This window comes from Rhodocyclus tenuis, assembly GCF_014197755.1.
In the GTDB taxonomy this organism is placed as follows: domain Bacteria; phylum Pseudomonadota; class Gammaproteobacteria; order Burkholderiales; family Rhodocyclaceae; genus Rhodocyclus; species Rhodocyclus tenuis.
The window spans coordinates 12,272-34,792 of record NZ_JACIGE010000001.1 but is presented as its reverse complement, the minus strand read 5'-3'; the positions used below and the strand labels follow the sequence as shown (position 1 = coordinate 34,792).

Genomic DNA, 22,521 nt, shown 5'->3' with positions numbered 1-22,521 from the left:
GCACTGCGCTTACAGGCGGCCAAGTTTGCGATAGAGCGTATTGCGGCTGATGCCAAGCTGCCGCGCCGCTGCCGAAATGTTGCCACCGACGGTGGCGAGCGTGCGCTGGGCAACGTGGCGGCCGATTTCCTCGAGGCTGCCGTCGGGCATGGCCGGCGCACCGGACTCGTCGCGCGAGGCAGGCGAGTCGGCCTTGCTCTCGAACAGTTCCTCGGGCAGGTGTCTTTCTTCGATCAGCGTCTCGCCTTCGTCAAGCAGCGCGATGGCGACGCGGATGGCGTTGAACAGCTGGCGGATGTTGCCCGGCCAATGATAGGCCTCGATCGTTTGCAGCGCCGCTTCGGAAAAGCGCGGCGCGTCCATCGCCGTCCCGGCTTCCGCGGTGGCGATCTTGTCGACAAGGATGCGGATGTCGGTCCGCTCGCGCAGCGGCGGCAGGGTGACGGCCAGACCGTTCAGACGATAGTAGAGATCTTCGCGGAAAGCGCCGCGTGCGACTTCCTCGCGCAGTTTGCGGTGGGTGGCACAGACCAGCGAGATGTCGACCTGAAGTGCGCGCGTGCTGCCGAGCGGCGTCACGCAGCGTTCCTGCAGCACGCGCAGCAGCCGCGCCTGCAGGTTGAGCGGCATGTCGCCGATTTCATCGAGGAACAGCGTGCCGCCATGCGCCTGCAGGATCTTGCCTGGTGCCCCTTCCTTGCGTGCGCCGGTGAAGGCGCCGCCCTGATAGCCGAACAACTCGGACTCGATCAGCGTTTCCGGGATCGATGCACAGTTGAGCGCGACGAAAGGTGCGTCGCGACGCGGGCCGCTGGCGTGGAAGGCGCTGGCGAACATTTCCTTGCCGGCGCCCGATTCGCCCTGGATCAGGATCGGGATGTCGCGGCCCAGGATGCGCCGGGCGCGGTCGATCGCCGCCTGCAGGCGCATGTCGCCGGTGTTCAGCGTGTCGAGCGTCAAGTTTGCCTTGGTCGGCGTTGTCGCAATTGCTTCCGTTCGGCGCTGCGTGCGCTGCGCCGGCAACTCGTCATAGACCCGGCCGGCAATCGCCAGCGCCGGCAACTCGCCGCGCAACTGCAGGTGCAGGTTGCGGCCATTGACGCGGACCTGGCAACTGCTGCGCGGCTTGTGGCGCAGGCGATCGACGAGCGGCGCGAGGCTGTTTTCGAAGACGATCGAAAAATCACGGCGCACCGCGTCAACCTGGCGGATGCCGAGCAGTTCGGTCCCGTTGCGATTGATTGCGATGACCTGGCCATCGGCAGAAACGGCGGCAATGCCTTCCTTCGGACTGCCCAGATAATCCGCATGGTGATGGAAGCAGACCAGGATGTCGTTGGTGTGTACCGCCTCGAACAGGCGTTTTTCGACGATCGACGCCGACAGTCGCGCCAGACCGAGCGTGTGCCGCTGCCGGCTGCGACTGTCGCCGGAGATGTCGAGGACGCCGATCGGCCGGCCGTCAGGCCCGAAGATCGGGCTGGCACAGCAGGTGAGCAGGCCGTTGTGCTGGAGGAAGTGCTCGGCGCCGAGAACGGCAACGGCACTTTCTTCGTAGAGCGCCGTGCCGATGGCGTTGGTGCCGCGCAGGTTTTCGTCCCACGATGCGCCGGCGACCAGCGAAACGCGGTCGGCTCGACTGACAAAATCGGCATCGCCGATCGTCTCGAGCAGCAGGCCGTTGGCGTCGGCCAGGATGACCATGCTGCCCGAGTCGCGAATCTGCTCGTAGACGTGCTCCATGATCGGCCGGCTCTGCAGCAGCAGCGTGCGATTGCGTTCGAGCTCGGTTTTCAGCGCGATGCGGTCGAGCGACTCGCCGGGAACGCGCTGCTCGATCTCGCTCAGGCCGAAGCGTCGGCAGCGCTGCCAGGAGTGTGCGATCAGGGGCGGCAGCAGGCCCTCGGGCAGCGCGTCGTGCGCAAAAAATAGCTCTCTTGCCTGTTGCAGTCGATGACCGTGGTTGTCGGTCAGCAGGTGGGCTGTCTCCATGCTTCTCCTCCGGGGCTTGGCGTTTTTGTTGTTGTTGTTCCAGAAACTAACACCTGCCCTTTTTCTTAGCAATGCGCCGGGCATGGCGGTGCCGGTTTCAGCAAGCAGCGTGCCATGACTCGAACTTTCGCCGGCATGTCAGCCTGAGCGCAGGTTGATGCGGTACTGGCACAGGCTTTGCAGAAAGCAGGCGCACAGATGCCGGCACAGGCATTCAACCAAGGAGACACTGTGAAGCAATCCGCCCGACACCTGGCATCGTTCGCCGCATCGTTCATTCTCTGTTGCGGCGCAATCGAGGCTTTTGCCCACGGCGACGTCGTGCCGCAGCCCGTCGTCACGACAGGTCTGAAAACCCTCGGCACCACCTGGCAGACGAGTAATCCGTATCGCCAGAACAAGACGGCGCTGCGCATCGGCGACTCGGCATTCAACCAGAATTGCGCGCGCTGCCACGGTCTTGGCGCCGTCTCCGGCGGCATCGCGCCCGATCTGCGCTACCTGCCGCTTGGCGACGAGGGCGATGAAATCTTCCTGCAGCGAATTCGCAAGGGCTCGGTGCGCGATGGCCGCGTCTACATGCCGCCGTTCGAAGGCACGCTCAGCCAGGAGGCGATGTGGTCGATCCGCAGCTGGCTTGAGAGCGTGCATCAGGAGTGATCGCCGACCCCGGGCGCATTGCCGTCATCGGCGCGCGCTCTCGCGGCCACGCCTGCGGGCGTTCGGGCTGCGCCGGGCTGTTGCATGCGCTCGGGCTGAAGCGCTACGCCGTGATCATGGTCGACGAATTGCCTGGGGAGGGCCCCATCCAGTGAGTGGCAGCACTTACACACGCCCCGCGGTCCTGCTGCACTGGCTGCAGGCGATCATCGTCGTCTGGCTGTTCTGGCTCGGCTGGACGATGACCGATCTGCCCAAGGGCGCCGAGCGCAGCGCGGCCTATGCGCTGCACAAGTCGCTTGGCCTCCTGAGCTTGTTGCTGGTAGTGGTCCGCCTCGCCTGGCGCAGCACGCACCGCCCACCTGCCGGTGCCGCAGGCTGGGAAGGCTGGCTGGCCCGTGCCAGCCAGCATGCGCTCTATTTCCTGCTGCTTGCCGCGCCGCTGGCCGGCTACTTGGCATCTGCCTTCACGCCGTATGCGATCAGCTTCTTCGGCGTCGAGCTGCCGCGCATCAGCGCGCCTGACGCAGCAAGCAACGCCGTCGGCAAGCAATTGCACGTCGCTCTCGTCTGGGCTTGCGCCGCGCTGATCGGCCTGCACCTGCTCGGCGCGCTCAAGATTGCCAGTCGGCGTGACGGTGCCTGGAAGGGAATGTTGCCAGCGCGCTTGTTCAGTAAATGAGCAATTGCTGCGCGCCGCAGCAGTGTATCGGCCTCGCCTGTCGGCGTCGCGCCGTCGTGCTGCGGGCGCAAGGCAGCGCTTGCCGGCGCGACGCGTCGAGTCCGGAGTAAGCTGGCGAGTCTTTTTCCCAGTTGCAGGCTCGCCGCATGAAGTCCCGCGTTGCGAAATACCGTTGGAGTGTCGCCCGCATGAATCCTGTCCCCCGTCGCTACCGCCTTGCTGCGTCGCCAGCCTTGCCGCTGCCCGGCGGCGGCTGCCGTGCCAGAGGTGAACTCCGGTGAGCGGCGACGCCGCTACCTCTCCGGTCAGTTGCGCCAGCTGCGAAGCCTGCTGTTGCCGCCTGGAAGTGATGCTGATGGGCGGCGATGAGGTGCCGCCAGCGTTCACTCGCCAGGATCGCTGGGGCGGCTGGGTGATGCACCGGCGGGACGACGGCTGGTGTGCGGCGCTCGACCGGCAGAGCATGCGCTGCACCATCTATTCCCGGCGTCCGCAGATCTGTCGCGACTATGCAACGGGTGCCGATGACTGTCTCGGCGAGCGCGCGCAATACCTGCCGCTGCCGCCAGCAGACTGAATTTTCCGTCATCGCTCGCCGTTGTCGCTATTCGCCGCATCGGGCTGGTGGCGAGCGCACGGCGACGGACGTGGCGACGGCGGAGGCGCCCATCTCCCATGCAGTCGAGCGCAGCCAGGGCGGTGGTGGCATACTTCGCCCGCGGCCGGCGAAATTGTCGCTTTCGCCCGCTTCGCCCCATGCTTTTCTCCCGTTAAACCGTTCCCCATGGAACGCTCAGCTACAGAAGGAAACTCTCTTGGCCAAACCCAATTACCAGTTCGAAAAACGCCAGAGGGATCTGGCGAAGAAGAGCAAGCAGGAAGAGAAGCGCCGGCAGAAACTCGCCGCCAAGGCGGCTGGCGAGAGCGGTGCCGAGACGGGCGACGACGCTGACGCAGACGCCAGCCCGGGCGATTCCGCTGCAGCCGGCGCGGACGAGACCCCGTCCAACGCGTAATCCGCGTTTCCGTATCTGCAGTACCTCGGTGGCGGCGCATCGTCGCCGGCCGGAAAGCCTCGTCAATGATTACCCTCAAGAACGTCACCCTGCGCCGCGGCGCCAAGGTGCTGCTGGACAGCGCGTCCGTCACCCTCAATCCCGGCGAGAAAGTCGGTCTGGTCGGGCGCAACGGCGCCGGCAAGTCGACGCTGTTCGGCCTGCTCAACGGCACGCTGCATGAAGACGCCGGCGATTACTCGCTGCCGGCGCAGTGGCGGATGGCGCAGGTGGCGCAGGACATGCCGGAAACCGCGCAGAGCGCGACCGATTTCGTCATCGAAGGCGATACGGCGCTGCTCGCGGCGCAGGCCGAGGTGCACGCCGCCGAAGCCAGCGACGACGGCATGCGCATGGCACACGCCTATATGGAACTGCACGACGCCGGCGCGCACGACGCCGAAGCGCGCGCGCAGGCACTGATCCTCGGTCTCGGCTTCAAGTCGTCCGAACTCACCAATCCGGTGAACAGCTTCTCCGGCGGCTGGCGCATGCGCCTGCAGCTGGCGCGCGCGCTGATGTGCCCGTCCGACCTGCTGCTGCTCGACGAACCGACCAACCACCTCGACCTCGACGCACTGGTCTGGCTGGAAGCCTGGCTCAAGCGCTACGCCGGAACGCTGATCGTGATCAGCCACGACCGCGAGTTTCTCGACGCGATCACGCAGGTGACGCTGCACATCGACAACGCCCGGCTGGTGCGCTACGGCGGCAATTACAGCGCCTTCGAGGACATGCGCGCCGAGCAGATGGCGCTGCAGCAGTCGGCGATGGCCAAACAGGCCGACAAGATCGCGCACCTGCAGGCCTTCATCAACCGCTTCAAGGCCAAGGCGAGCAAGGCCAAGCAGGCGCAAAGCCGGGTCAAGGCGCTGGAGCGAATGGAGAAGATTGCGCCAGTGCTGGCCGACGCCGAATTCACTTTCGAGTTCCAGGAGCCGCAGAATCTGCCCAATCCGATGCTGTCGCTCTCCGATATCAGCATCGGCTATCCGCCGCCCGAGGAATCGCCGGCTGGTACGCCGCCGAGCGTGATCGTCCGCCACATCAACCGCTCGGTGCACGCCGGCCAGCGCATCGGCATTCTCGGCGCCAACGGCCAGGGCAAGTCGACGCTGGTGAAGACGATCGCCCGCGATCTGGCGCCGCTGGCCGGCGAACTGAGCGAGGGCCGCGGCCTCAACATCGGTTACTTTGCGCAGCAGGAGCTTGATGTGTTGCGCCCGCACGACACGCCGCTCGAGCACATGATCCGGCTGGCCAAGGAAGTGATCGCCGCGGGAAAAAGCGGCTACGTCGCCGGCCGCGAGCAGGATCTGCGCAACTTCCTCGGCACCTTCAATTTCAGCGGCGAGATGGTCAAGCAGCCGGTCGGCACGATGAGTGGCGGCGAAAAGGCGCGGCTGGTGCTGTGCATGATCGTCTGGCAGCGCCCCAACCTGCTGTTGCTCGACGAGCCGACCAACCACCTCGACCTCGCCACGCGCGAGGCGCTCGGCGTCGCACTCAACGAGTTCGAGGGAACGGTGATGCTGGTCAGTCACGATCGCGCGCTGCTGCGTGCGGTGTGCGACGAGTTCTGGCTGGTGTCGCGCGGTGGCATCGAGCCATTCGACGGCGACCTCGACGATTACCAGCGTTACCTGCTCGACGAAGCCAAGCGTTCGCGCGACAGCGACGCTGCCGGCGTCCGCCAGGCGCGCTGACGAGAGCAGGGCTGCCCCGGCACGAGGATCGGCTCGCATGCGGCCAGCGAATACCGGATTACAGCCCGCTGCCTGCTGCCATGAGGGCCGCCCTGTCGGCGTTGTCGACACTCCGTCGCGACCCGCCTTGGCGCCGCTGCGCTTGATACGATCGGCGGGGGCGCTCAGCGGCACGCTGCGGCGTGCCGCTTTCATCCTGCTGGCGCTGGTGATGCTGCTGTGTGGCGGCGTCACCGCTACCGGGGCTTTCGCCGCGACATCGCGCGCTGCGCAGCAAGGCACGCTCGATCTGCGCGCCGCCGATCTTGCCCGCCGCGGCGTGCTGGCGCTTGACGGCGAGTGGGAGTTCTACCCGGGACAGTTGCTGTCTCCCGAGTGCTTGCACGCAAGCGAGCCGCCAAAGCCTGCCGGCTATCTCGATCTGCCGACGGCCTGGAACACCTTTGCGCAGCAACGCATCGACGGACGCGGCGTCGCCACCCTGCGCCTGCAGGTCTTGCCGCCCGCTCAAGCGCAGGATCTGAGGCTGCGCGTGTTCGACGTGCATGCGGCGTATCGCCTGTGGCTGGATGGCAGGCTCATCGCCGCACGCGGCACCCCGGGCGAGCGTCCTGAAAACGAAGTCGCCGACCCGGCGATCGATCTACCGCTCATTCACAGCAGCGGCGCGCCCTTCGAACTGGTGCTGGAAATCTCCAATCACGTCTACCGCGATGGCGGTGTCACCAGTTCGCTGCTGCTCGGCAGCGACGCGGACATCCGCCTCTTGCAGTCGCGCAACTGGGGCGTCGCGCTGTTCTTTGTCGGCAGCCTGCTGATGATGGGCTGCTATCACCTGTTCTTCTACTTCTTCGGCCGCAGAAGCGTTGCGCCACTCTGTTTCGGCCTCTACTGCCTGCTCTGGGCGGGCAACTTCGCCGCCTCGAATGCCAGTGACTGGGTGCTCCGCCTGCTCGTTCCGGGATTGCCGATCGACTGGCTCAATCGCTTTGACTCGGCGTGTTTCTTCCTCTCGGTTCCGGTCGGTTACTGCTTTTTCCGCGCACTTTTTCCCGGCGAGTTTTCGCCGCGCGCGCAACAGCTGAGTTCCGCTCTCGGCGCGGTCTTCACCGTGCTGGCGCTGTTCGCGCCGCTGCCGACGCTGCACAGCGCCATTCCGCTCTACTACTTCATTTCGCTGGCGCTGATCGGCTATTGCGTGCAGCGTCTTGCCGTGGCGAGGCAGCGCGCACGCGAAGGCGCCAGCTTCATCCTTGCCGGTTTTGCCGTTCTTGGTCTGATCGCCACCAACGACATGCTCTACGACCTGCAGCTGATCCGCTCGGTCTACCTCATTCCTGTCGGCATGTTCTTCTTCATCGTCGCCCAGGGGTTTGCGCTGTCACTCAGCTTTTCGCGCAACTTCTCGGCGATCGAGCGTCTTTCCGACGAACTGGAGAGCCGGAACCGGGCGCTGGAGGAGGAAATCGCCGAGCGCGTCCGTCTTGAGCGCGAGATCGTCAACGTCGCCGAGAACGAACGGCGTTGCCTCGGACACGATCTGCATGACGGGCTTTGTCAACAGCTGACAGCGGCGCGTCTGCGCTGCTTTGCCATGGAAGGCACGCCCGCCGGCAGTGAGCAGGCGAAAACCGATCTGGCCGCCTTGTCCGGCCTGCTCGAAGAGTCGGTGAACGTCGCCTACGATCTGGCGCGCGGCCTCTGGCCGGTCGAGCACGAAGGACAGGGAACGAGCGCCTTGCTGCAGGAGTATTGCCAGCGTATGGCGGCTAGCCATGGTGTGGCCATCGTGGTCCGTGAGACACGCGCCTGCCAGATCTGCGGCAACGACGATCTCATCCAGTTGTGCCGTATCGCACAGGAGGCAGTCAGCAATGCCGTCAAGCATTCCCGGGCGACGCGCATCGAGGTCAGTCTCGATTGTGCTTCGTCGTTCGGCACCGTTTCGCTGCGCGTGCGCGACGACGGCATCGGTCGCGAGGCCGCATCGGCAGTGGCGTCGCCCGGTGGTCTGGGCATGCGCATCATGGCGCACCGCGCCCGCGCGATCGGCGGCGAACTGCAGGTTGTCGACGTCGCCGGCGGCGGCACCGAGGTCAGATGTAAAATGCCTTGCCAACACTGCGCGCAACAGCGCCTCCCGACGCAATGACCAAGAACAGCGGCGCCCGCATCATCCTCGTTGACGACCACCCGGCGGTGCGTCAGGGCTTGGCTTTGCTACTTGCGCGCGATCATCACCAGGTGTGCGGCGAAGCCGGCAGTCGGGCCGAGGCCTTGCGGCTGAGTAGCTTCGCTGCCGCCGACATGGTTCTGCTCGACCTGTCGCTGGGCGAGGAAAGCGGTCTCTCGCTGCTCGACGATTTTTGCCGGCAGGGTATCCCGGTGCTGATCTATTCCATGCACGAGGATACCGGCACCATCCGTCAGGCTTTTGCCCGCGGCGCCCTTGGTTACGTCTGCAAACGCGAGGCTTCGCGGGTTCTGCTCGACGCCGTGCGCGAGGTACTTGGCGGGCGTTGCTACCTGAGCCCTTTCGTCTCGGAAAAAATGGCTGGCGGCAGCCCCGCCGCCGCCACTGCTGTGCGGACACCGCCCGCAGACGGGGCGCTCAGTGAGCGCGAAGGGCAGATCATCGAGTTGCTCGGCCAGGGCTGCGGCAACCAGGAAATTGCCGAGCAGCTTGCACTCAGCGTGCGCACGGTCGAGTCCTATTGCGCACGGGCCATCGAAAAACTGAGTCTGGCGGGGATGAAGGATTTGCGCCGCTACGCCATTCAGCAGCAGCGCCGCACGGATGCCGGCGACGCGCAATGACCGGCAGAGGATCGCCGCTGCCTTGCCGACTGAGCCAGCGGGCGGCGCAGCCGGGCTGAAGACACCGGAGAAGCCGGGCGGTGAATAAAAAAAGGGCTCGCCCAATGGCAAGCCCTTTTCCCATCAACCTCTCGAGTCCTCAGGGTCTCACACCCCGGTGCGGTGCTCGGTGCTGACGCGCAGAACGCCTACTTCGCAGCAACCGTGGCCTTGAAGGTGGCGCCGGCGGCGAACTTCGGCACGGTGGTCGCGGCGATCTTGATCTTTTCGCCGGTCTTCGGGTTCTTGCCTTCGCGGGCGGCGCGGGCAGTCGCCTTGAAGGCGCCGAAGCCGACCAGGCTCACGGTTTCGCCTTTGGCGACGGATTCGACGATGGTATCGACGACAGCGTCAAGTGCCTTGCCGGCGGCAGCTTTGGAAAGATCGGTACGGGCGGCAATCGCGTCGATGAGTTCGGACTTGTTCATGTTATCTCCTGAGATTGGTGGTGGGAGAGCAGCTCCGCCGCAATTCTTGCATTTCATCGGCAAGGAGGGAAGGGGGTAATGACTGCCGGCTTGGGCTTTGGCCTTGTCATTCGCTTATTTTGCCTCTCCGCGCGCCCGCGTTTTTGGTGTACTGTTTGATGATGGTCAAATGCAAGTGCCGCCGTTCACAGCTGCGGCGCTTCCGACGCGCGAGGAGAGTGCATGCCGGAACTTGCCGCAGACGATTTCATCTCGATCGACGATGATCCGGCAGGTGACAGCTCTGCGCCGGAACAGGCCCGCTGGCGCGTGCTCATCGTCGACGACGATCATGAGGTGCACGAGGCAACGGTGTTTTCGCTCGGCAAAACGGTGATCGAGGGGCGCCGGCTGGAGTTCCTGCACGCCGCTTCGGCGGCCGAAGCGCTGGCGATCCTGCGCCAGGAGGACGACATCGCGGTGATCATGCTCGATGTGGTCATGGAGCGCGAGGACAGCGGGCTGGAACTGGTCCGCCGCGTGCGTGACGAGCTGGCGCGCAGCGATGTGCGCATCGTGCTGCGTACCGGGCAGCCCGGGTATGCGCCCGAGTTGCAGGTCATCCGCGACTACGACATCAACGATTACAAGACCAAGTCCGAGCTGACGCTGACGCGGCTGACGACGACGCTGGCGACGGCGATCCGCTCTTACCGGCAGTTGCACGACCTTGCCGCCGGACGGCGCGGGCTGGAGACGATGGCGCTCTCCTTTGCCGAGTTGTTCGGGCAGCGCGACCTGCGTGGTCTTGGCCGTACCGTTCTGCAACAGGCGGCGGCTTTGCTGGGTGGCAGCGTCTCGGGTCTGCTCGTTCTCGCCGACGCCTGCCGCGTTGATCAGGATTCCTCCGCGCGTGCGATGAGGGCGCCCGACGGCGCCGAGCCCGCGCCGACGGCGAGCGGACTGCGTGTGCTCGCGGCGCTGGGTGATTTTGACGTCGATGCACAGCTTTCGCCCACGCTGCTCGCGCGCCTGCACGCCTGCCTGGCGCAGGCGCGCAACATCCATGGCGATTGCTCGACCCAACTCTGTCTCGGTGGCCCTGGCGGAGTCACGGGAGTCGTTCATCTGCAGACCTCGCGCTCGTTGAGCGAGATCGAACGCCGCCTGCTCGATGTTTTCGCCATCAATGCCGCCGCCAGCGTGGAAAACGCCAGGCTGGTCGAAGCTCTCGACCGGCAGGCGTTTGCCGATCCGCTGACGCGCCTGCCCAACCGTGCCTGTTTCATTGCGGCCATCGATCAGGAGCTTGCCGCGCGGGCGCCGCTGACCGGACAGCACGTAGCGCTGTTCGATCTCGACCGTTTTTCCGAGATCAACGATGCGCTGGGGCATCGCCTTGGCGATCTGTTGCTTGGCGAAGTGGCGCGTCGTCTCGGTAGCGCAGCGCCGACGGCCTTGCTGGCGCGCGTCGGCCCAGATGTGTTCGGTCTGCTTGGCGACGCCGCGGCGCTGGCGCCCGACACGCTGCTGGCGGTACTGGCCGTGCCTTTCGTCATCGAAGGCTTTGCGCTGAGTCTGCGCGCTACACTCGGTTGCGCGGACCTGCGGCTCACCGACGACGGCGGGCGCGGCGCCCTGCGCGCGGCGACGATCGCGCTGAACATCGCCAAGCGGCGCAACCGTGGCGGCTTTGCGGATTACAGTCGCGCCATGGCCGCCGAACGCGAAGAGAGCCTGGCACTGCTCAACGATCTGCGCGCGGCGATTCGCGGCGAGCATGACCTGCAGTTGTTCTACCAGCCGCAGATCGAGCTCTGTTCGGGGCGGGTCATCGGCGTCGAAGCGCTGTTGCGCTGGCGTCGCCATGGCGGCGACTTTGTCCGCCCCGATCACTTCATCCCGCTGGCCGAGCGCTCGGGTTTGATCGTCGATCTTGGCGCGTGGGTTCTCGATGCGGCGCTGGCACAGATTTACGAGTGGGAGGCGCGCGGCATCAGCGGCCTGCGCATGTCGATCAACGTCTCGCTGGCACAGTTTCGCTCGGCCAGCTTCCTGCCGCTGGTCGAGGAACGCATCCGTCGCCTGGCCTTGCCCGCCGGTTGCGTCGAACTGGAAATCACCGAGTCGATGGCGATGCTCGGTGCCGACAGCCTGATCGAGACGCTCGGTCGTCTGAAAGCGCTCGGCCTGTCGATCGCCATTGACGACTTCGGCGCCGGCTTTTCGTCGCTGGCCTATCTGCAGCAGTTGCCGGTCGACCGGCTGAAGATCGACCGCGCCTTCGTGACCGCCTTGTCGCAGCCGACCAGTGGTCAGCCGATCGCGCGCATGATCGTCGACCTCGGCCGCGCGCTTGGACTGGTGGTCATCGCCGAAGGCGTCGAAACCGCCGAGCAGGAAGCGCAGCTGATCACGATGCAGTGCGCCGAGGCGCAGGGCTATCTCTACGCGCGGCCGCTACCAGCGGCCGAGTTCGAGCGCTGGCTGGCAGCGCGCAGCCTGCCAGCGGCAGCAGCCTCAGCGGCGCGCCAGTAGCGGCGCCAGGAAGCGTCCGGTGTGGCTGTCGGCGGCGCGCGCGGCGATCTGCTGTGGTGTTCCCGTCGCCAGGATGCGGCCGCCGCCGCCGCCGCCTTCCGGACCGAGATCGACGATCCAGTCAGCGGTCTTGATCACGTCGAGGTTGTGCTCGATGACGACGACGGTGTTGCCGTTCTCTGACAGCCGGTGCAGCACGCGCAGCAGGAGTTCGATGTCCTGGAAGTGCAGGCCGGTGGTCGGCTCGTCGAGGATGTAGAGCGTGCGGCCGGTGTCGCGCTTGGACAGTTCGAGCGACAGCTTGACGCGCTGTGCCTCGCCGCCCGAGAGCGTCGTCGCCGACTGGCCGAGCGTGATGTACGACAGGCCGACATCGACCAGCGTCTGCAGCTTCCTGGCGACGACCGGCACGGCATCGAAAAACTCGCGCGCCTGTTCGACCGTCATCTGCAGGACGTCGTGGATGTTCTTGCCCTTGTAGAGGATTTCCAGCGTCTCGCGGTTGTAGCGCTTGCCGTGGCAGACGTCGCAAGGCACGTAGACGTCGGGCAGGAAGTGCATCTCGACCTTGAGCACGCCGTCGCCCTGGCAGGCTTCGCAGCGGCCGCCCTTGACGTTGAACGAAAAGCGACCGGGGCCGTAGCCGCGCGTGCGCGATTCCGGAACGCCGGCGAACAGCTCGCGGATCGGCGTCAGCAGGCCGGTGTAGGTCGCCGGGTTGGAGCGTGGCGTGCGCCCGATCGGGCTCTGGTCGACGTTGATCACCTTGTCGAACTCGTCGAGGCCGATGATCGCCTCGTGCGCGGCGGGTTCGGCGGTCGAGCCATAAAGGTGCCGGGCGGCGGCGGCGTAGAGCGTGTCGTTGATCAGCGTGCTCTTGCCCGAGCCGGAAACGCCGGTGATGCAGGTGAACAGGCCGACCGGAATCTCCAGCGTCACGTCCTTGAGGTTGTTGCCGCGTGCACCGATGACACGCAGCTGGCGCGCCGGGTCGGGCTGGCGCGGCTGGCCGGGGACTTCGATCCGGCGTCTTCCCGAGAGGTAATCGCCGGTCAGCGAAGCCGCATTGGCAGTGACTTCGGCCGGCGTTCCCTCGGCGACGACGGCGCCGCCATGCACGCCGGCACCGGGGCCGACGTCGACGACGTAATCGGCGCTGCGGATCGCGTCCTCGTCGTGCTCGACGACGATCACCGTGTTGCCGATGTCGCGCAGCTGCCTGAGCGTCTGCAGCAGGCGGTCGTTGTCGCGCTGGTGCAGGCCGATCGACGGCTCGTCGAGCACGTACATGACGCCGGTCAGCCCGGAGCCGATCTGGCTGGCCAGGCGGATGCGCTGCGCCTCGCCGCCGGAGAGCGTTTCCGCCGAACGGTCCAGCGACAGGTAATCGAGGCCGACGTTGATCAGGAACTGCAGGCGGCTGACGATTTCCTTGAGAATCTTCTCGGCGACCTGCGCCTTCTGGCCGACGAGCTCAAGCGACAGGAAGAAGTCGCGCGCCGCGGCCAGCGGCAGGTGGCTGATCTCGTGCAGCGTCAGCGCGTCGGACAGCGCCTTGTCGCCGGCATTCGAGCCGATGCGCACATTGCGCGCTTCTTCGCGCAGGCGCGTGCCGTTGCAGCTCGGGCAGGTCTTGTTGCTGATCAGCTTCGACAGTTCCTCGCGCACGGCGACCGAATCGGTTTCCTTGTAGCGCCGTTCGAGGCTGTGCACGACACCCTCAAAGCTGTGCTCGCGCACCGTCACCTTGCCGCGCTCGTTGAGGTAGTGGAAAGGCAGCGCGACGCGGCCGGAGCCGAACAGCACCACCTGTTGCACGTGCTCCGGCAGTGCGTTCCAGGCGGTGTCGATGTCGAACTCGTAGTGTTTGGCCAGCGACTGCAGCATCTGGAAGTAGAACTGGTTGCGCCGGTCCCAGCCGCGGATGGCGCCGGCGGCGAGCGACAGGTCGGGGTGCGCGACGATGCGCTTCGGATCGAAGAACTGGATGACGCCAAGGCCATCGCACTTCGGACAGGCGCCCATCGGGTTGTTGAACGAGAAGATGCGCGGTTCGAGTTCGGCCAGCGAGTACGAGCAGGTCGGGCAGGCGAACTTGGCCGAGAACAGGTGTTCCTTGCCGGAATCCATTTCCAGCGCGATGGCGCGGCCGTCGGCGTGGCGCAGCGCCGTCTCGAAGGACTCGGCGAGGCGCTGGCGCATGTCGTCGCGCACCTTCAGCCGGTCGACGACGACGTCGATGTCGTGTTTCTGCGACTTGGCGAGCTTGGGCAGCGCGTCGATCTCGTGGATTTCGCCATCGACGCGCAGTCGCGCGAAGCCCTGCGCGCGCAGCTCGGCGAAAAGATCCTGCTGCTCGCCCTTGCGGTTGGCAACCACCGGCGCGAGGATCATCAGCTTGGTTTCGGCCGGCAGCGCCAGCACGTGATCGACCATCTGCGACACCGTCTGTGCCGCCAGCGGCAGCTGGTGTTCGGGGCAGAAGGGCGTACCGGCGCGGGCGAAGAGCAGGCGCAGGTAGTCGTGGATTTCGGTGACCGTGCCGACCGTCGAGCGCGGATTGTGGCTGGTCGCTTTCTGCTCGATCGAGATCGCCGGCGACAGCCCTTCGATCAGGTCGACGTCGGGTTTTTCCATCAGCTGCAGGAACTGCCGTGCGTAGGCTGACAGCGATTCGACGTAGCGGCGCTGCCCTTCGGCGTACAGCGTATCGAAGGCGAGTGAAGATTTGCCCGAGCCGGAAAGGCCGGTAATCACGATCAGCCGGTTGCGCGGCAGGTCGAGATTGATGTTCTTCAGATTGTGTGTCCGCGCGCCGCGGATTCGGATTTCGTCCATCGAGGGGTCGGCTTGGGGGCTAAAGTAAACCTGCTAATATACGCACTCCCCGAATTCGAACCAACTCCGCGAACAACTCCGCGAACCAAAGCGGCCGGGCGCGGGTCGGATGCAGCGAACCGTTTCCCTCCTGGCGGTGCCATGCGTCGTCGTCTGCCGCCGCATCTGCCCGCATCTGCCCTCTTCGCTACTGTTGACTCCCTGATGACCGCACCTAACGCCAGCCGGATGAATTCCGTCGAAATCCGCTCCGGCGTCAGTCTCTCGACCATCTTTGCCCTGCGCATCCTCGGGCTGTTTTTGATCCTGCCGGTGTTTGCCGTCGCGGCGAATGGCCTGCCCGGTGGCGACAACGTCGCGCTGGTCGGCTTCGCGCTCGGCGCCTACGGCATCACGCAGGCGCTGTTCCACATCCCCTTCGGCTTTGCGGCCGACCGTTTCGGCCGCAAGCCGGTGATCGTCTTCGGCCTGCTGCTCTTTGCGCTGGGCAGTTTCGTCGCCGCTTTTGCTGACAACATCTACTGGATCATCGTCGGCCGCGTGCTGCAGGGCGCCGGCGCCATTTCGCCGGCGGTGACCGCGCTCGCCGCCGACCTGACGCGCGAGGAGCACCGCACCAAGATCATGGCGATGATCGGCTCGTCGATCGGGCTGGTGTTCGCGCTGTCGCTGGTGATCGCACCGCCGCTCTACGACGCCGGCGGCCTTTACGCGCTGTTCATGCTTACCGGCGTGCTCTCGCTGGCGGCGATCGTGTTGCTCTTCGTCGGCGTGCCGCCGGCGCCGACGGGTTTCGCGGTGAAACATCAGGCACGGCTGGCCGACGTGATCTTTCATCCGCAGCTGGCACGGCTCAACTTCGGCATCTTTGCGTTGCACGTGCTGCAGGTCGGCATGTTCATGGTCATCCCGGCGGCGCTGGTGTCGGCCGGCGACCTGCCGCTGGCCGAGCACTGGAAGGTCTACCTGCCGGCGGTGGTCGCCTCGTTCGCGGTGATGATTCCGGCGATCATCGTCGCCGAAAAGTACGGCAAGTTCCGCGCCGTTTTCGCCGCGTCGGTCGCCCTGCTGCTGCTTACCGAAATCGGTTTCGCCTTCGGTCGTGGCAGTTTTGTCGCCATGGCCGCGCTGGTGTTCGTCTTCTTCGCCGCGTTCAACGTGCTCGAAGCGCTGCTGCCGTCGCTGGTTACGCGTTTTGCGGGTCCGGAATCGCGCGGCATCGCGCTGGGCGTCTACAATACGGCGCAAGCGATCGGCCTCTTCCTCGGCGGCGCTGCCGGTGGCTGGCTGGCGCGGCACTTTGGCGCCGATGCGGTGTTCTGGGGCGGCGCCGTCGTCTGTCTCGGCTGGTTGCTGCTCACCGCGTCGATGATTGCGCCGCCGCTGCGCGCCAGGCCCGAAGCCGTTGCGGCTTGAACCAGGGCGGCGTCGGCAGGACGCGGCAGCCGGTTCGCTTCACCATTTTCGTAAAAACCATACATATCATGGCCAGAGACAATTAAAAATGTCCGGATTTTGGGTGTAAAGGCTAATTTTTTTTGTTCGTAATTGCCAGGGGGTAATTTATTTTGTCCGCTGGCTCTGCGCGGCCTTGCTGCTTGGAGCTCTTGCCTTGGGCGGGACAACCCGAAGTACGACATGCGCTAACGTCGTGAAGGTGGCGTTCCATCCCTCCTCGCCGCTCGTAAGGCCTCCGATCCAATAGGCGCGTACATATGGCTTTGGCTCCGGGGTCGCTTCGATTTCGTCGATCATCTTGATCATTCGCGCGCCTGGAGGATACTCCCGGAGGCTATCCGGTGAGACATAGATCGTGATCGGCTTTTCCTTCCATGGGTCGATGAACTTCAGCACGAAGCCATTCCCGTATCGTTTGGTTAGAGGTTTCGCTCCGCCGTAATAGACGGCAAAACCCGAGGTAGGGCCTAGCTTGGTATGTCGAAAAGCCTGGCGGAACGTGAATACTCCCTGCCCAGAAACTTTGAAGGTTTGCCCCAATTCATCGAGATCCTTTAGCTCCTCGAAGCAGCTGACCAGCGCTTCAAGACTGGTTGCGGTGGCACCGAGTCCACGCACGTACTGCCGAAGGGCTCGTCGCCGCTGGCGTGGATCGGGATATTTCCGGATTCGGTCAATCTCGGATGTGATTTGCGAACCGCCTGACACGTCGGTTTCAGCGACGGGTATGGTGAGTTTTGTCACCAGGCGCGTCACTTTACGAGTAGCGCGTCGACGCGCCTTCTCAATCTCGTCAACAGGGGCTGGAGCCTCCTCTTCTTCTTGGAGCGCGAGTTCGAGCTCCATCCAGTAGCAGTTTTGTCCGAGTGCGGGTCGATCTCACGGTAATGCGCGCTTCTTTCCCGTTCCGTCGGGATCCGATAAGGATTGACCGCTGTTATCCCCGTCTAGCGACAAATCACATGTGGCGATCCACGGCGGAGATTGGACATATCAGGGAACAAAGGCGTCGCCCGGCTCTATCGAATTGCTACTCCAATGGTTAGCCGTACAACCAAAACGAAGGCAGTTGGCTCAAACCAGATATTACGGAAGCAACGAGCTGAGTGCCGCCTGGCTCACGGAGTTCGTCTGCTCCTGCCTCACAGCATTAGTCGCGACCTCGAAACCATTTTCAGCAACCGGCGCAAAGGGGGCGTGAGGATGTTGATGTCGTAGTATCGCAGCGCATTTCCGAACTTACCAAGAGCGACACCCTTGACCGAGGCGGCACCGGCGTCGTTAAAAGAGGCTGCTGCCACTCCGAACGACACGCTGTACGTAGCGCAGTCATCTACCGCGATGACATGCCTTCCCGAAATGTTGTTCCTATACTCGGGATTCAAGTGAAGGCTGACGATCTGCCCGCTCGGATCGGTGCGGTCGACAGAGCCACCAGCACGTGATCGCTTGGTAGATGGCGTGTGTCAGATAAATAGAGGAGCGTTGCATTTCGCATACGCCACGCGAGAGACGGTCGTTCGTAGCCTATGGGTAAAGTCACACAGCACATCGATATCGTCGTTCGCGCTGCTCGAGGACGGATAGACGCCCCAGATAAGATTCGTGACTTGATCAGTACCTTCGATAAGCAATGACCTCGCCGTCAGTGCCAACAAGGCACTGAGGCGGCCCCCCTGTTCTTGACGGTGTTCGTGAGTTGGCGGACGAAGGCCTGCTGATCGACGGTCCTCCCATATGCGGAGAGGTCCGACAACGCTTTCACACAGTACCGCTGCCCATGACCATTGGGCCACAACTGGCCAGACCAGCCCGCAGTCAGGTTCAAGATATCCTGAAGCTCGGTGGCGTTAGCCGCAATTATGTATCTGATGCATAAAACTCATCTAGTCAGGTGGTTATGACTGGCTCTGTTGTATGTTCAGGGGGCTAGCCAGTCTCCGACTGGACTTCTCTCAATGCCTGTGAAAGCGGATATCGAGAAAACTCTTCTCATCCTATTCAAGTGGCGAGCAGGCATGTTGGCCTCTAACTCCCCAACAGGTTCCGATGGCACCTGGTTGCAGGGGAATTGGTCGCAATGACGATAAGTTGATGTCAATCTGGGAGGCATTGACTACCAAAAATTCAAATTTCCGGTATTCCTGTTGATTTTTCAATTAGGGCAGCGCTGAAGGGGCGTTGGTCAATCTGGCCAACACCCCTTTTCTTTTGTTCCAAAACTACTTTTCGGAGATAGGTATATGAAACTGACCGGTTTCGCCGACGATTACAAGGTCGATCCCGCAAAAAATTCAGCCAAAATACCAGTAGAGACTGACGTCTCTTGGCTAGGGGAAATTAGCCATAACGGCACTTCTATCTTGTGCCTAGACGTCGATCAACAAGACAACGATCTCTATATTGATGGCGTAACATCAACCCAATGGGTTGTCGGTTACGGCTACGGTACTGCCTATCTTTGTCTTGGTGTTTTCGATAACTTCCTCGAAGCCTCCGAGGTGGCAAGGGAAACTCTATCTCGCTTTTCTTTGGCTCCTCTCCATTGAGCGACGGGCATCGTGAAAGAATGGAACATTCGAAGGGATACCGTCGGATGCTTTGGGTTTCGATGGTCCGCTTTCTGGCGGGGGCTCATCGATAAACCAATAACAATGCTTAGCCGCACGGGTAATAGCCACATAGGCTAGACGCCGAATCTCTTCGCGTTGGGACGTATCGTAAGGCTGCGGGTCGCCGGATGCGCCCAGTTGTGCCACGCGGTAGGCCTGATTTTTGTACGGTGAGCTGGTCAAAAAAAGGCAGTCGCCCAGCAAAAACACCGTATCGGCCTCTAGTCCTTTAGATTTATGGAACGTCATAAGCTGAATTCGCCTCTGCTTTTTCGGTTGCTTCTCATCCTCCGCGAGAAGATTCCTCAATAGCTTTTCGACCACCGCCCGTTCGGCGCCTCGCCGGAAGAGAATCATGATTGATTCTCCTGCCCGATAATGCTCCTCGGCGCGCTCGGCTAGATACTTATCATTACGGTAGCTAATACTGACCGGAATGGGGTTTTTAGCGGCAGGCCCTGCAGACGTCGCGGCTTTGTTTGGTGCTGTTGGGATACCTTTGACGATTTGCTCGGCGGCATCAATGATGTATTGATGACTACGGTAGTTTTCCCTAAGCATCAGATTTGAAGTGGCTGGCGACTTGAACTCGGATTTAAATTCAAGAAAGTATTTAGGGGCGCTCCCCCGCCAGCCATAGATGGACTGCCAATCGTCCCCGACGCAGATCATCGAACTCCACTGTGCTACCCGTCCTGCATGTAAGTCGCGCCCTCTGCGTCTAATCTCGCGTTGGGCCCCGCGGACCCAGGATACGATCTGGGGAGAGATATCCTGGAATTCATCGATCATCAAGTGCGACATTGGTCTTAACAAGGAAGCAGGCAGCCGCTCGAAAGTGGAGGTATTGCACTCGTTGAAAAGGGCAAACATGCGGTTGAACATCATGACCCTTGGCCGCTGTTGTTCGAGGTGGCTCATGAATTGCGGCCAAAACAACCCCAGTGCTTCAAAGAACAGAGCATCTCGGCTACCTTTTGGAAATTTCATGGCATTGACCGCCCTCGAGACATCTAGTGCCAAGTTCTCGATGAATCCGGCTGCTCCGACGAAACAATCAAGAATGGGCTCCGCCGAGAGTTCGCCATCGATCTGGTAATCAAAACCCGGGGATGCACCGGGGGTTGGGCGGATGCATGCAATTAGCTTCTTCAGCTCATCTTCGTTTTCGATCCAGAAGACGCGCTCGTAGCAATAAGTTTGAAATAGTTTCTGCTTGGCTTTTAGTTCCCGCGCCAGTTGAAATTTGGATCCCGCTCGCCGGAAATCGCTCCCTGGATATTGCTGTGCTCCAAGTACGAGCACAGCTTTCTTTTCCGGAATTCGCCCATTGATTCTGAATGGGTGTCCTTCTATTTGAATTGTCTCCTGTTTGAGTATCAGACCTGCCTGCGGCAATAGCCCAGCAGTTAGCCATGCCTTTTCAGTGATGTCCGTACATTCGGCGTCACGCGCGGAAATGTTCTCAATCATCGCATGCCGACGTTTTGCCTTGTCGTCATCTGCCGATAGGTGCTTCAATTCGAGCGTCGAGGTTAGTAAGTCCAACATCAGATCACGGAACCGTGGATTGTTGGAGCAAAGGTCGTCGTAGCATTTATTTAGCAGGCTTCTCTGGGTCATGCCAATCCTGAAATCAAACGGATTGATATCGACGTCATCTGGTTCCGCCGACAGTTGCTTGCCATCGAGAAATTCGAATGCCTTCATGTCCTGACTCCCGGTCACCGCACGGGCAAAATTCAGGATCATGGAGTGGAAGGTGCGCACTAGCGTCCGCGCCTCCTCTGACGTAATGGTGAGCCCCCACAAGAGGAACGTGTCCCGAAATTTCCCGATGAAATCCCAGCGAGACATGTTGGTGAAGGTTACGACTGTTAGCGAATCCAGTTCGAACCCGAGGTAATGATGCAAGAGTAGGATTCGCAAAATCAGCGTTGTAGACTTACCCGACCCAGCACCCGCAACGACGACAGTGGTAGGCGTTTTACTCAGAATCATTTCCCACTGACTGGGCGTTGGCTGTTTGTGGGCAGGAAGGATTTTCAGCACATCCGCCCGCATCCGGGCCTCAAGGTGCGGCGTGATGGGCAATCGCCAGTCCTCGAACAGATCATCATCCAGGCCGGGCACCGGTCGATCGACCGCCCGATGATCACGGATTTCCAAGACTACCTGCCCTGCATCAAACCCTTCTTTGTAGCCGCTGGAGTGCCCCTCTTGGTGGCCCCGCATATATCCAGCCGCATCGCCCTGTGTCTCCCCCGAACGATAGCCTTGTTCCCAAGATTCGGGATGAAGTAGTCGTAACTTACCTAGCACCCGTCCAAGCTGGGCCGCTAATATTCTGGGAAAAAATTTCGCCTTTTTCGGGTCTCGTAGAGATGACGGATTTTTCTCTGAAAAGTGGGTGGGTGATGTCATTTATTTAGTGGAATCCAATCAAAGAGAGATTGTGAAGGCCGTATTGCCTGAGACGGGATCGGTCGTCGTCAATATTCGGAATCAGCGTTTCTGCCGCTGCGGAGGCCTAGTTGCCGCCCATATGGAAAGTCGAATTGCTGTCGAAATGGCCGTCATTCATCAATGCAGGCTCAGATGTCGCCTTTCAACTCTCGGTGGCGTGTAACCAATGTTCGCCAGGCGGGTTTCTTGAAGGCGGTTGCGAGGTTGCCCACCAGATCGCGTACTTCCTGTACAGAGAGACCGAGCCGGTAGCCTCCGTTAGTGTGCATAACTACGTGATCGCCCATCCTGGCCAACTCAAACTTGCTGCGGGAAAAGAAATGAGCTTCGTCATTGATTGCCAGCACGTCATTGAGCGCTTCACACTCAATCGCCATATAGATACTCAGAAGTGCATCAGATCCGAAAGCGTATGTGTGGTGCCCTTCGCTCACAACCAGTGCCATTTCTTTGCCGTATAGCCTCCAATTCATATCGTTGATCTTGAATTGCTCCGTTTCTGGAAAGAGCCCTTCCATATCGCGCCGAACGATATCCTCGTCGACTCCCAAATTTGCCCCCTGTACAGCAACAGGGAGCAGGGTTTTGAGATGTGGTGCAAATACCCTAGCAACCATGGCTGAATTAAGATATTGAAGATCATCAGCCATGGCCTCAAGGGGGCGCGTCAGCATCTCTGCATACCCCATGCCGAGACCATGCTTAATCTCTTTCTTGATACGTCGAATGCCGGCATCAATTCCTTCATCCTCTTTAATGCCTAAGCAGCTGTAGGTGTGGTGATGGCCGTCCGTGAAACGAAAATTCTTTCCCAGCGCAACCAGATCGCGAATGATGTCCAGCATTGCAATGGCGTAGCGCGGATTTGCGTAGCCGCCGACACCTGCGCGTAGATACGCCCAATGCAGGAAGTACATGAGGCCAGAATAGACTGGCAGCGGCAGCATGATCTGTTGGTTGGCCTCCGCTACAGCACCACGCAGGGCACGTAGTGTGCCGGCTCGGTCAGCGTTAGCAGCATCGAGTGCCAGTATCCGATACTCGTTAGAAAATGCCGCCTCAATGCCGGCACGAACGGCATCAGGAGCAGGTTTGCCGATCTTTTTGGCGAACTGGTCAATGAGCTGTGACAACTTGGTTGGCAAGCGCAGAGAATAGGGAGTGCTGCTTTGCGGAGTGCTCATAGGTATTCTCGCCGTGTAGTAACGACGGTGAGTATAGCAGGAATATTGCCCGTAGTTACTACGGATC

At 62.1% G+C, this 22,521-nt stretch carries 17 protein-coding genes; 11 read left to right on the top strand and 6 right to left on the bottom strand.

The annotated features are described in order from the left end of the window. Nucleotides 1-9: 9 nt before the first annotated feature. Nucleotides 10-1,992 carry a sigma-54-dependent Fis family transcriptional regulator gene (locus GGD90_RS00135; RefSeq protein ID WP_153117152.1) on the bottom strand — a complete coding sequence of 661 codons (1,983 nt, stop codon included), beginning with the start codon at nucleotides 1,990-1,992 and terminating at the stop codon, nucleotides 10-12. A gap of 231 nt (nucleotides 1,993-2,223) precedes the next feature. On the opposite strand from GGD90_RS00135, the gene pedF reads away from it, so the two are divergent. The 8 genes from pedF to GGD90_RS00095 all read left to right on the top strand — a co-directional run bounded on the left by pedF (nucleotide 2,224) and on the right by GGD90_RS00095 (nucleotide 8,912). After that, nucleotides 2,224-2,652 (top strand): cytochrome c-550 PedF, encoded by a 429-nt coding sequence (pedF, locus tag GGD90_RS00130; RefSeq protein WP_228273756.1) that lies wholly within the window; start codon nucleotides 2,224-2,226, stop codon nucleotides 2,650-2,652. Continuing rightward, a complete protein-coding gene (locus tag GGD90_RS18275; RefSeq protein ID WP_184414871.1) occupies nucleotides 2,649-2,807 on the top strand; it encodes a hypothetical protein in 159 nt (52 codons plus the stop codon). The genes pedF and GGD90_RS18275 overlap by 4 nt, the downstream gene beginning before the upstream one ends. Next, nucleotides 2,804-3,334 carry a cytochrome b gene (locus tag GGD90_RS00120; protein WP_184414870.1) on the top strand — a complete coding sequence of 177 codons (531 nt, stop codon included), beginning with the start codon at nucleotides 2,804-2,806 and terminating at the stop codon, nucleotides 3,332-3,334. Before GGD90_RS18275 ends, GGD90_RS00120 begins: the two co-directional genes overlap by 4 nt. A 277-nt stretch (nucleotides 3,335-3,611) precedes the next feature. Further along, a complete protein-coding gene (locus GGD90_RS00115) occupies nucleotides 3,612-3,911 on the top strand; it encodes a YkgJ family cysteine cluster protein (RefSeq protein ID WP_228273757.1) in 300 nt (99 codons plus the stop codon). Between the two features lie 238 nt (nucleotides 3,912-4,149). Beyond that, on the top strand, nucleotides 4,150-4,350 hold the full coding sequence (locus tag GGD90_RS00110) for a hypothetical protein (protein ID WP_153117155.1): 201 nt from the start codon (nucleotides 4,150-4,152) through the stop codon (nucleotides 4,348-4,350). 65 nt (nucleotides 4,351-4,415) lie between these two features. Next, nucleotides 4,416-6,095, top strand: coding sequence for an ABC-F family ATP-binding cassette domain-containing protein (locus GGD90_RS00105; RefSeq protein WP_153117156.1), 1,680 nt, complete (start codon nucleotides 4,416-4,418; stop codon nucleotides 6,093-6,095). Between the two features lie 142 nt (nucleotides 6,096-6,237). Then, on the top strand, nucleotides 6,238-8,247 hold the full coding sequence (locus GGD90_RS00100) for a sensor histidine kinase (RefSeq protein ID WP_184414869.1): 2,010 nt from the start codon (nucleotides 6,238-6,240) through the stop codon (nucleotides 8,245-8,247). Beyond that, on the top strand, nucleotides 8,244-8,912 hold the full coding sequence (locus tag GGD90_RS00095; RefSeq protein WP_153117158.1) for a response regulator transcription factor: 669 nt from the start codon (nucleotides 8,244-8,246) through the stop codon (nucleotides 8,910-8,912). The genes GGD90_RS00100 and GGD90_RS00095 overlap by 4 nt, the downstream gene beginning before the upstream one ends. Before the next feature lie 188 nt (nucleotides 8,913-9,100). Here GGD90_RS00095 and GGD90_RS00090 read toward each other — a convergent pair whose 3' ends face one another. Continuing rightward, nucleotides 9,101-9,379, bottom strand: a complete 279-nt coding sequence (locus GGD90_RS00090; RefSeq protein WP_153117159.1) for an HU family DNA-binding protein — start codon at nucleotides 9,377-9,379, stop codon at nucleotides 9,101-9,103. Between the two features lie 222 nt (nucleotides 9,380-9,601). On the opposite strand from GGD90_RS00090, the gene GGD90_RS00085 reads away from it, so the two are divergent. Further along, nucleotides 9,602-11,896 carry a two-component system response regulator gene (locus tag GGD90_RS00085; RefSeq protein WP_153117160.1) on the top strand — a complete coding sequence of 765 codons (2,295 nt, stop codon included), beginning with the start codon at nucleotides 9,602-9,604 and terminating at the stop codon, nucleotides 11,894-11,896. Here the strand turns inward: GGD90_RS00085 and uvrA are convergent. After that, nucleotides 11,879-14,734: an excinuclease ABC subunit UvrA gene (gene uvrA, locus GGD90_RS00080; protein ID WP_153117161.1), complete on the bottom strand. Its 2,856-nt coding sequence runs from the start codon at nucleotides 14,732-14,734 to the stop codon at nucleotides 11,879-11,881. The genes GGD90_RS00085 and uvrA overlap by 18 nt on opposite strands. Nucleotides 14,735-14,962: 228 nt before the next feature. Here uvrA and GGD90_RS00075 point away from each other — a divergent pair, with 228 nt between their 5' ends. Further along, complete coding sequence (locus GGD90_RS00075) at nucleotides 14,963-16,150, top strand: MFS transporter (RefSeq protein WP_153117162.1); 1,188 nt, start codon at nucleotides 14,963-14,965, stop codon at nucleotides 16,148-16,150. A 147-nt stretch (nucleotides 16,151-16,297) separates the two neighbouring features. Here GGD90_RS00075 and GGD90_RS00070 read toward each other — a convergent pair whose 3' ends face one another. Next, nucleotides 16,298-17,038, bottom strand: coding sequence for a hypothetical protein (locus GGD90_RS00070; RefSeq protein WP_153117163.1), 741 nt, complete (start codon nucleotides 17,036-17,038; stop codon nucleotides 16,298-16,300). 1,397 nt (nucleotides 17,039-18,435) lie between these two features. Between GGD90_RS00070 and GGD90_RS00065 the strand changes: the two genes are divergently transcribed. Continuing rightward, nucleotides 18,436-18,741, top strand: a complete 306-nt coding sequence (locus tag GGD90_RS00065; RefSeq protein ID WP_153117164.1) for a hypothetical protein — start codon at nucleotides 18,436-18,438, stop codon at nucleotides 18,739-18,741. Here GGD90_RS00065 and GGD90_RS00060 read toward each other — a convergent pair. Both GGD90_RS00060 and GGD90_RS00055 read right to left on the bottom strand, forming a co-directional pair. Beyond that, nucleotides 18,709-21,228, bottom strand: coding sequence for a UvrD-helicase domain-containing protein (locus GGD90_RS00060; RefSeq protein ID WP_153117165.1), 2,520 nt, complete (start codon nucleotides 21,226-21,228; stop codon nucleotides 18,709-18,711). The genes GGD90_RS00065 and GGD90_RS00060 overlap by 33 nt on opposite strands. Before the next feature lie 170 nt (nucleotides 21,229-21,398). After that, nucleotides 21,399-22,454, bottom strand: coding sequence for a hypothetical protein (locus tag GGD90_RS00055; RefSeq protein ID WP_153117166.1), 1,056 nt, complete (start codon nucleotides 22,452-22,454; stop codon nucleotides 21,399-21,401). Nucleotides 22,455-22,521 lie beyond the last annotated feature (67 nt).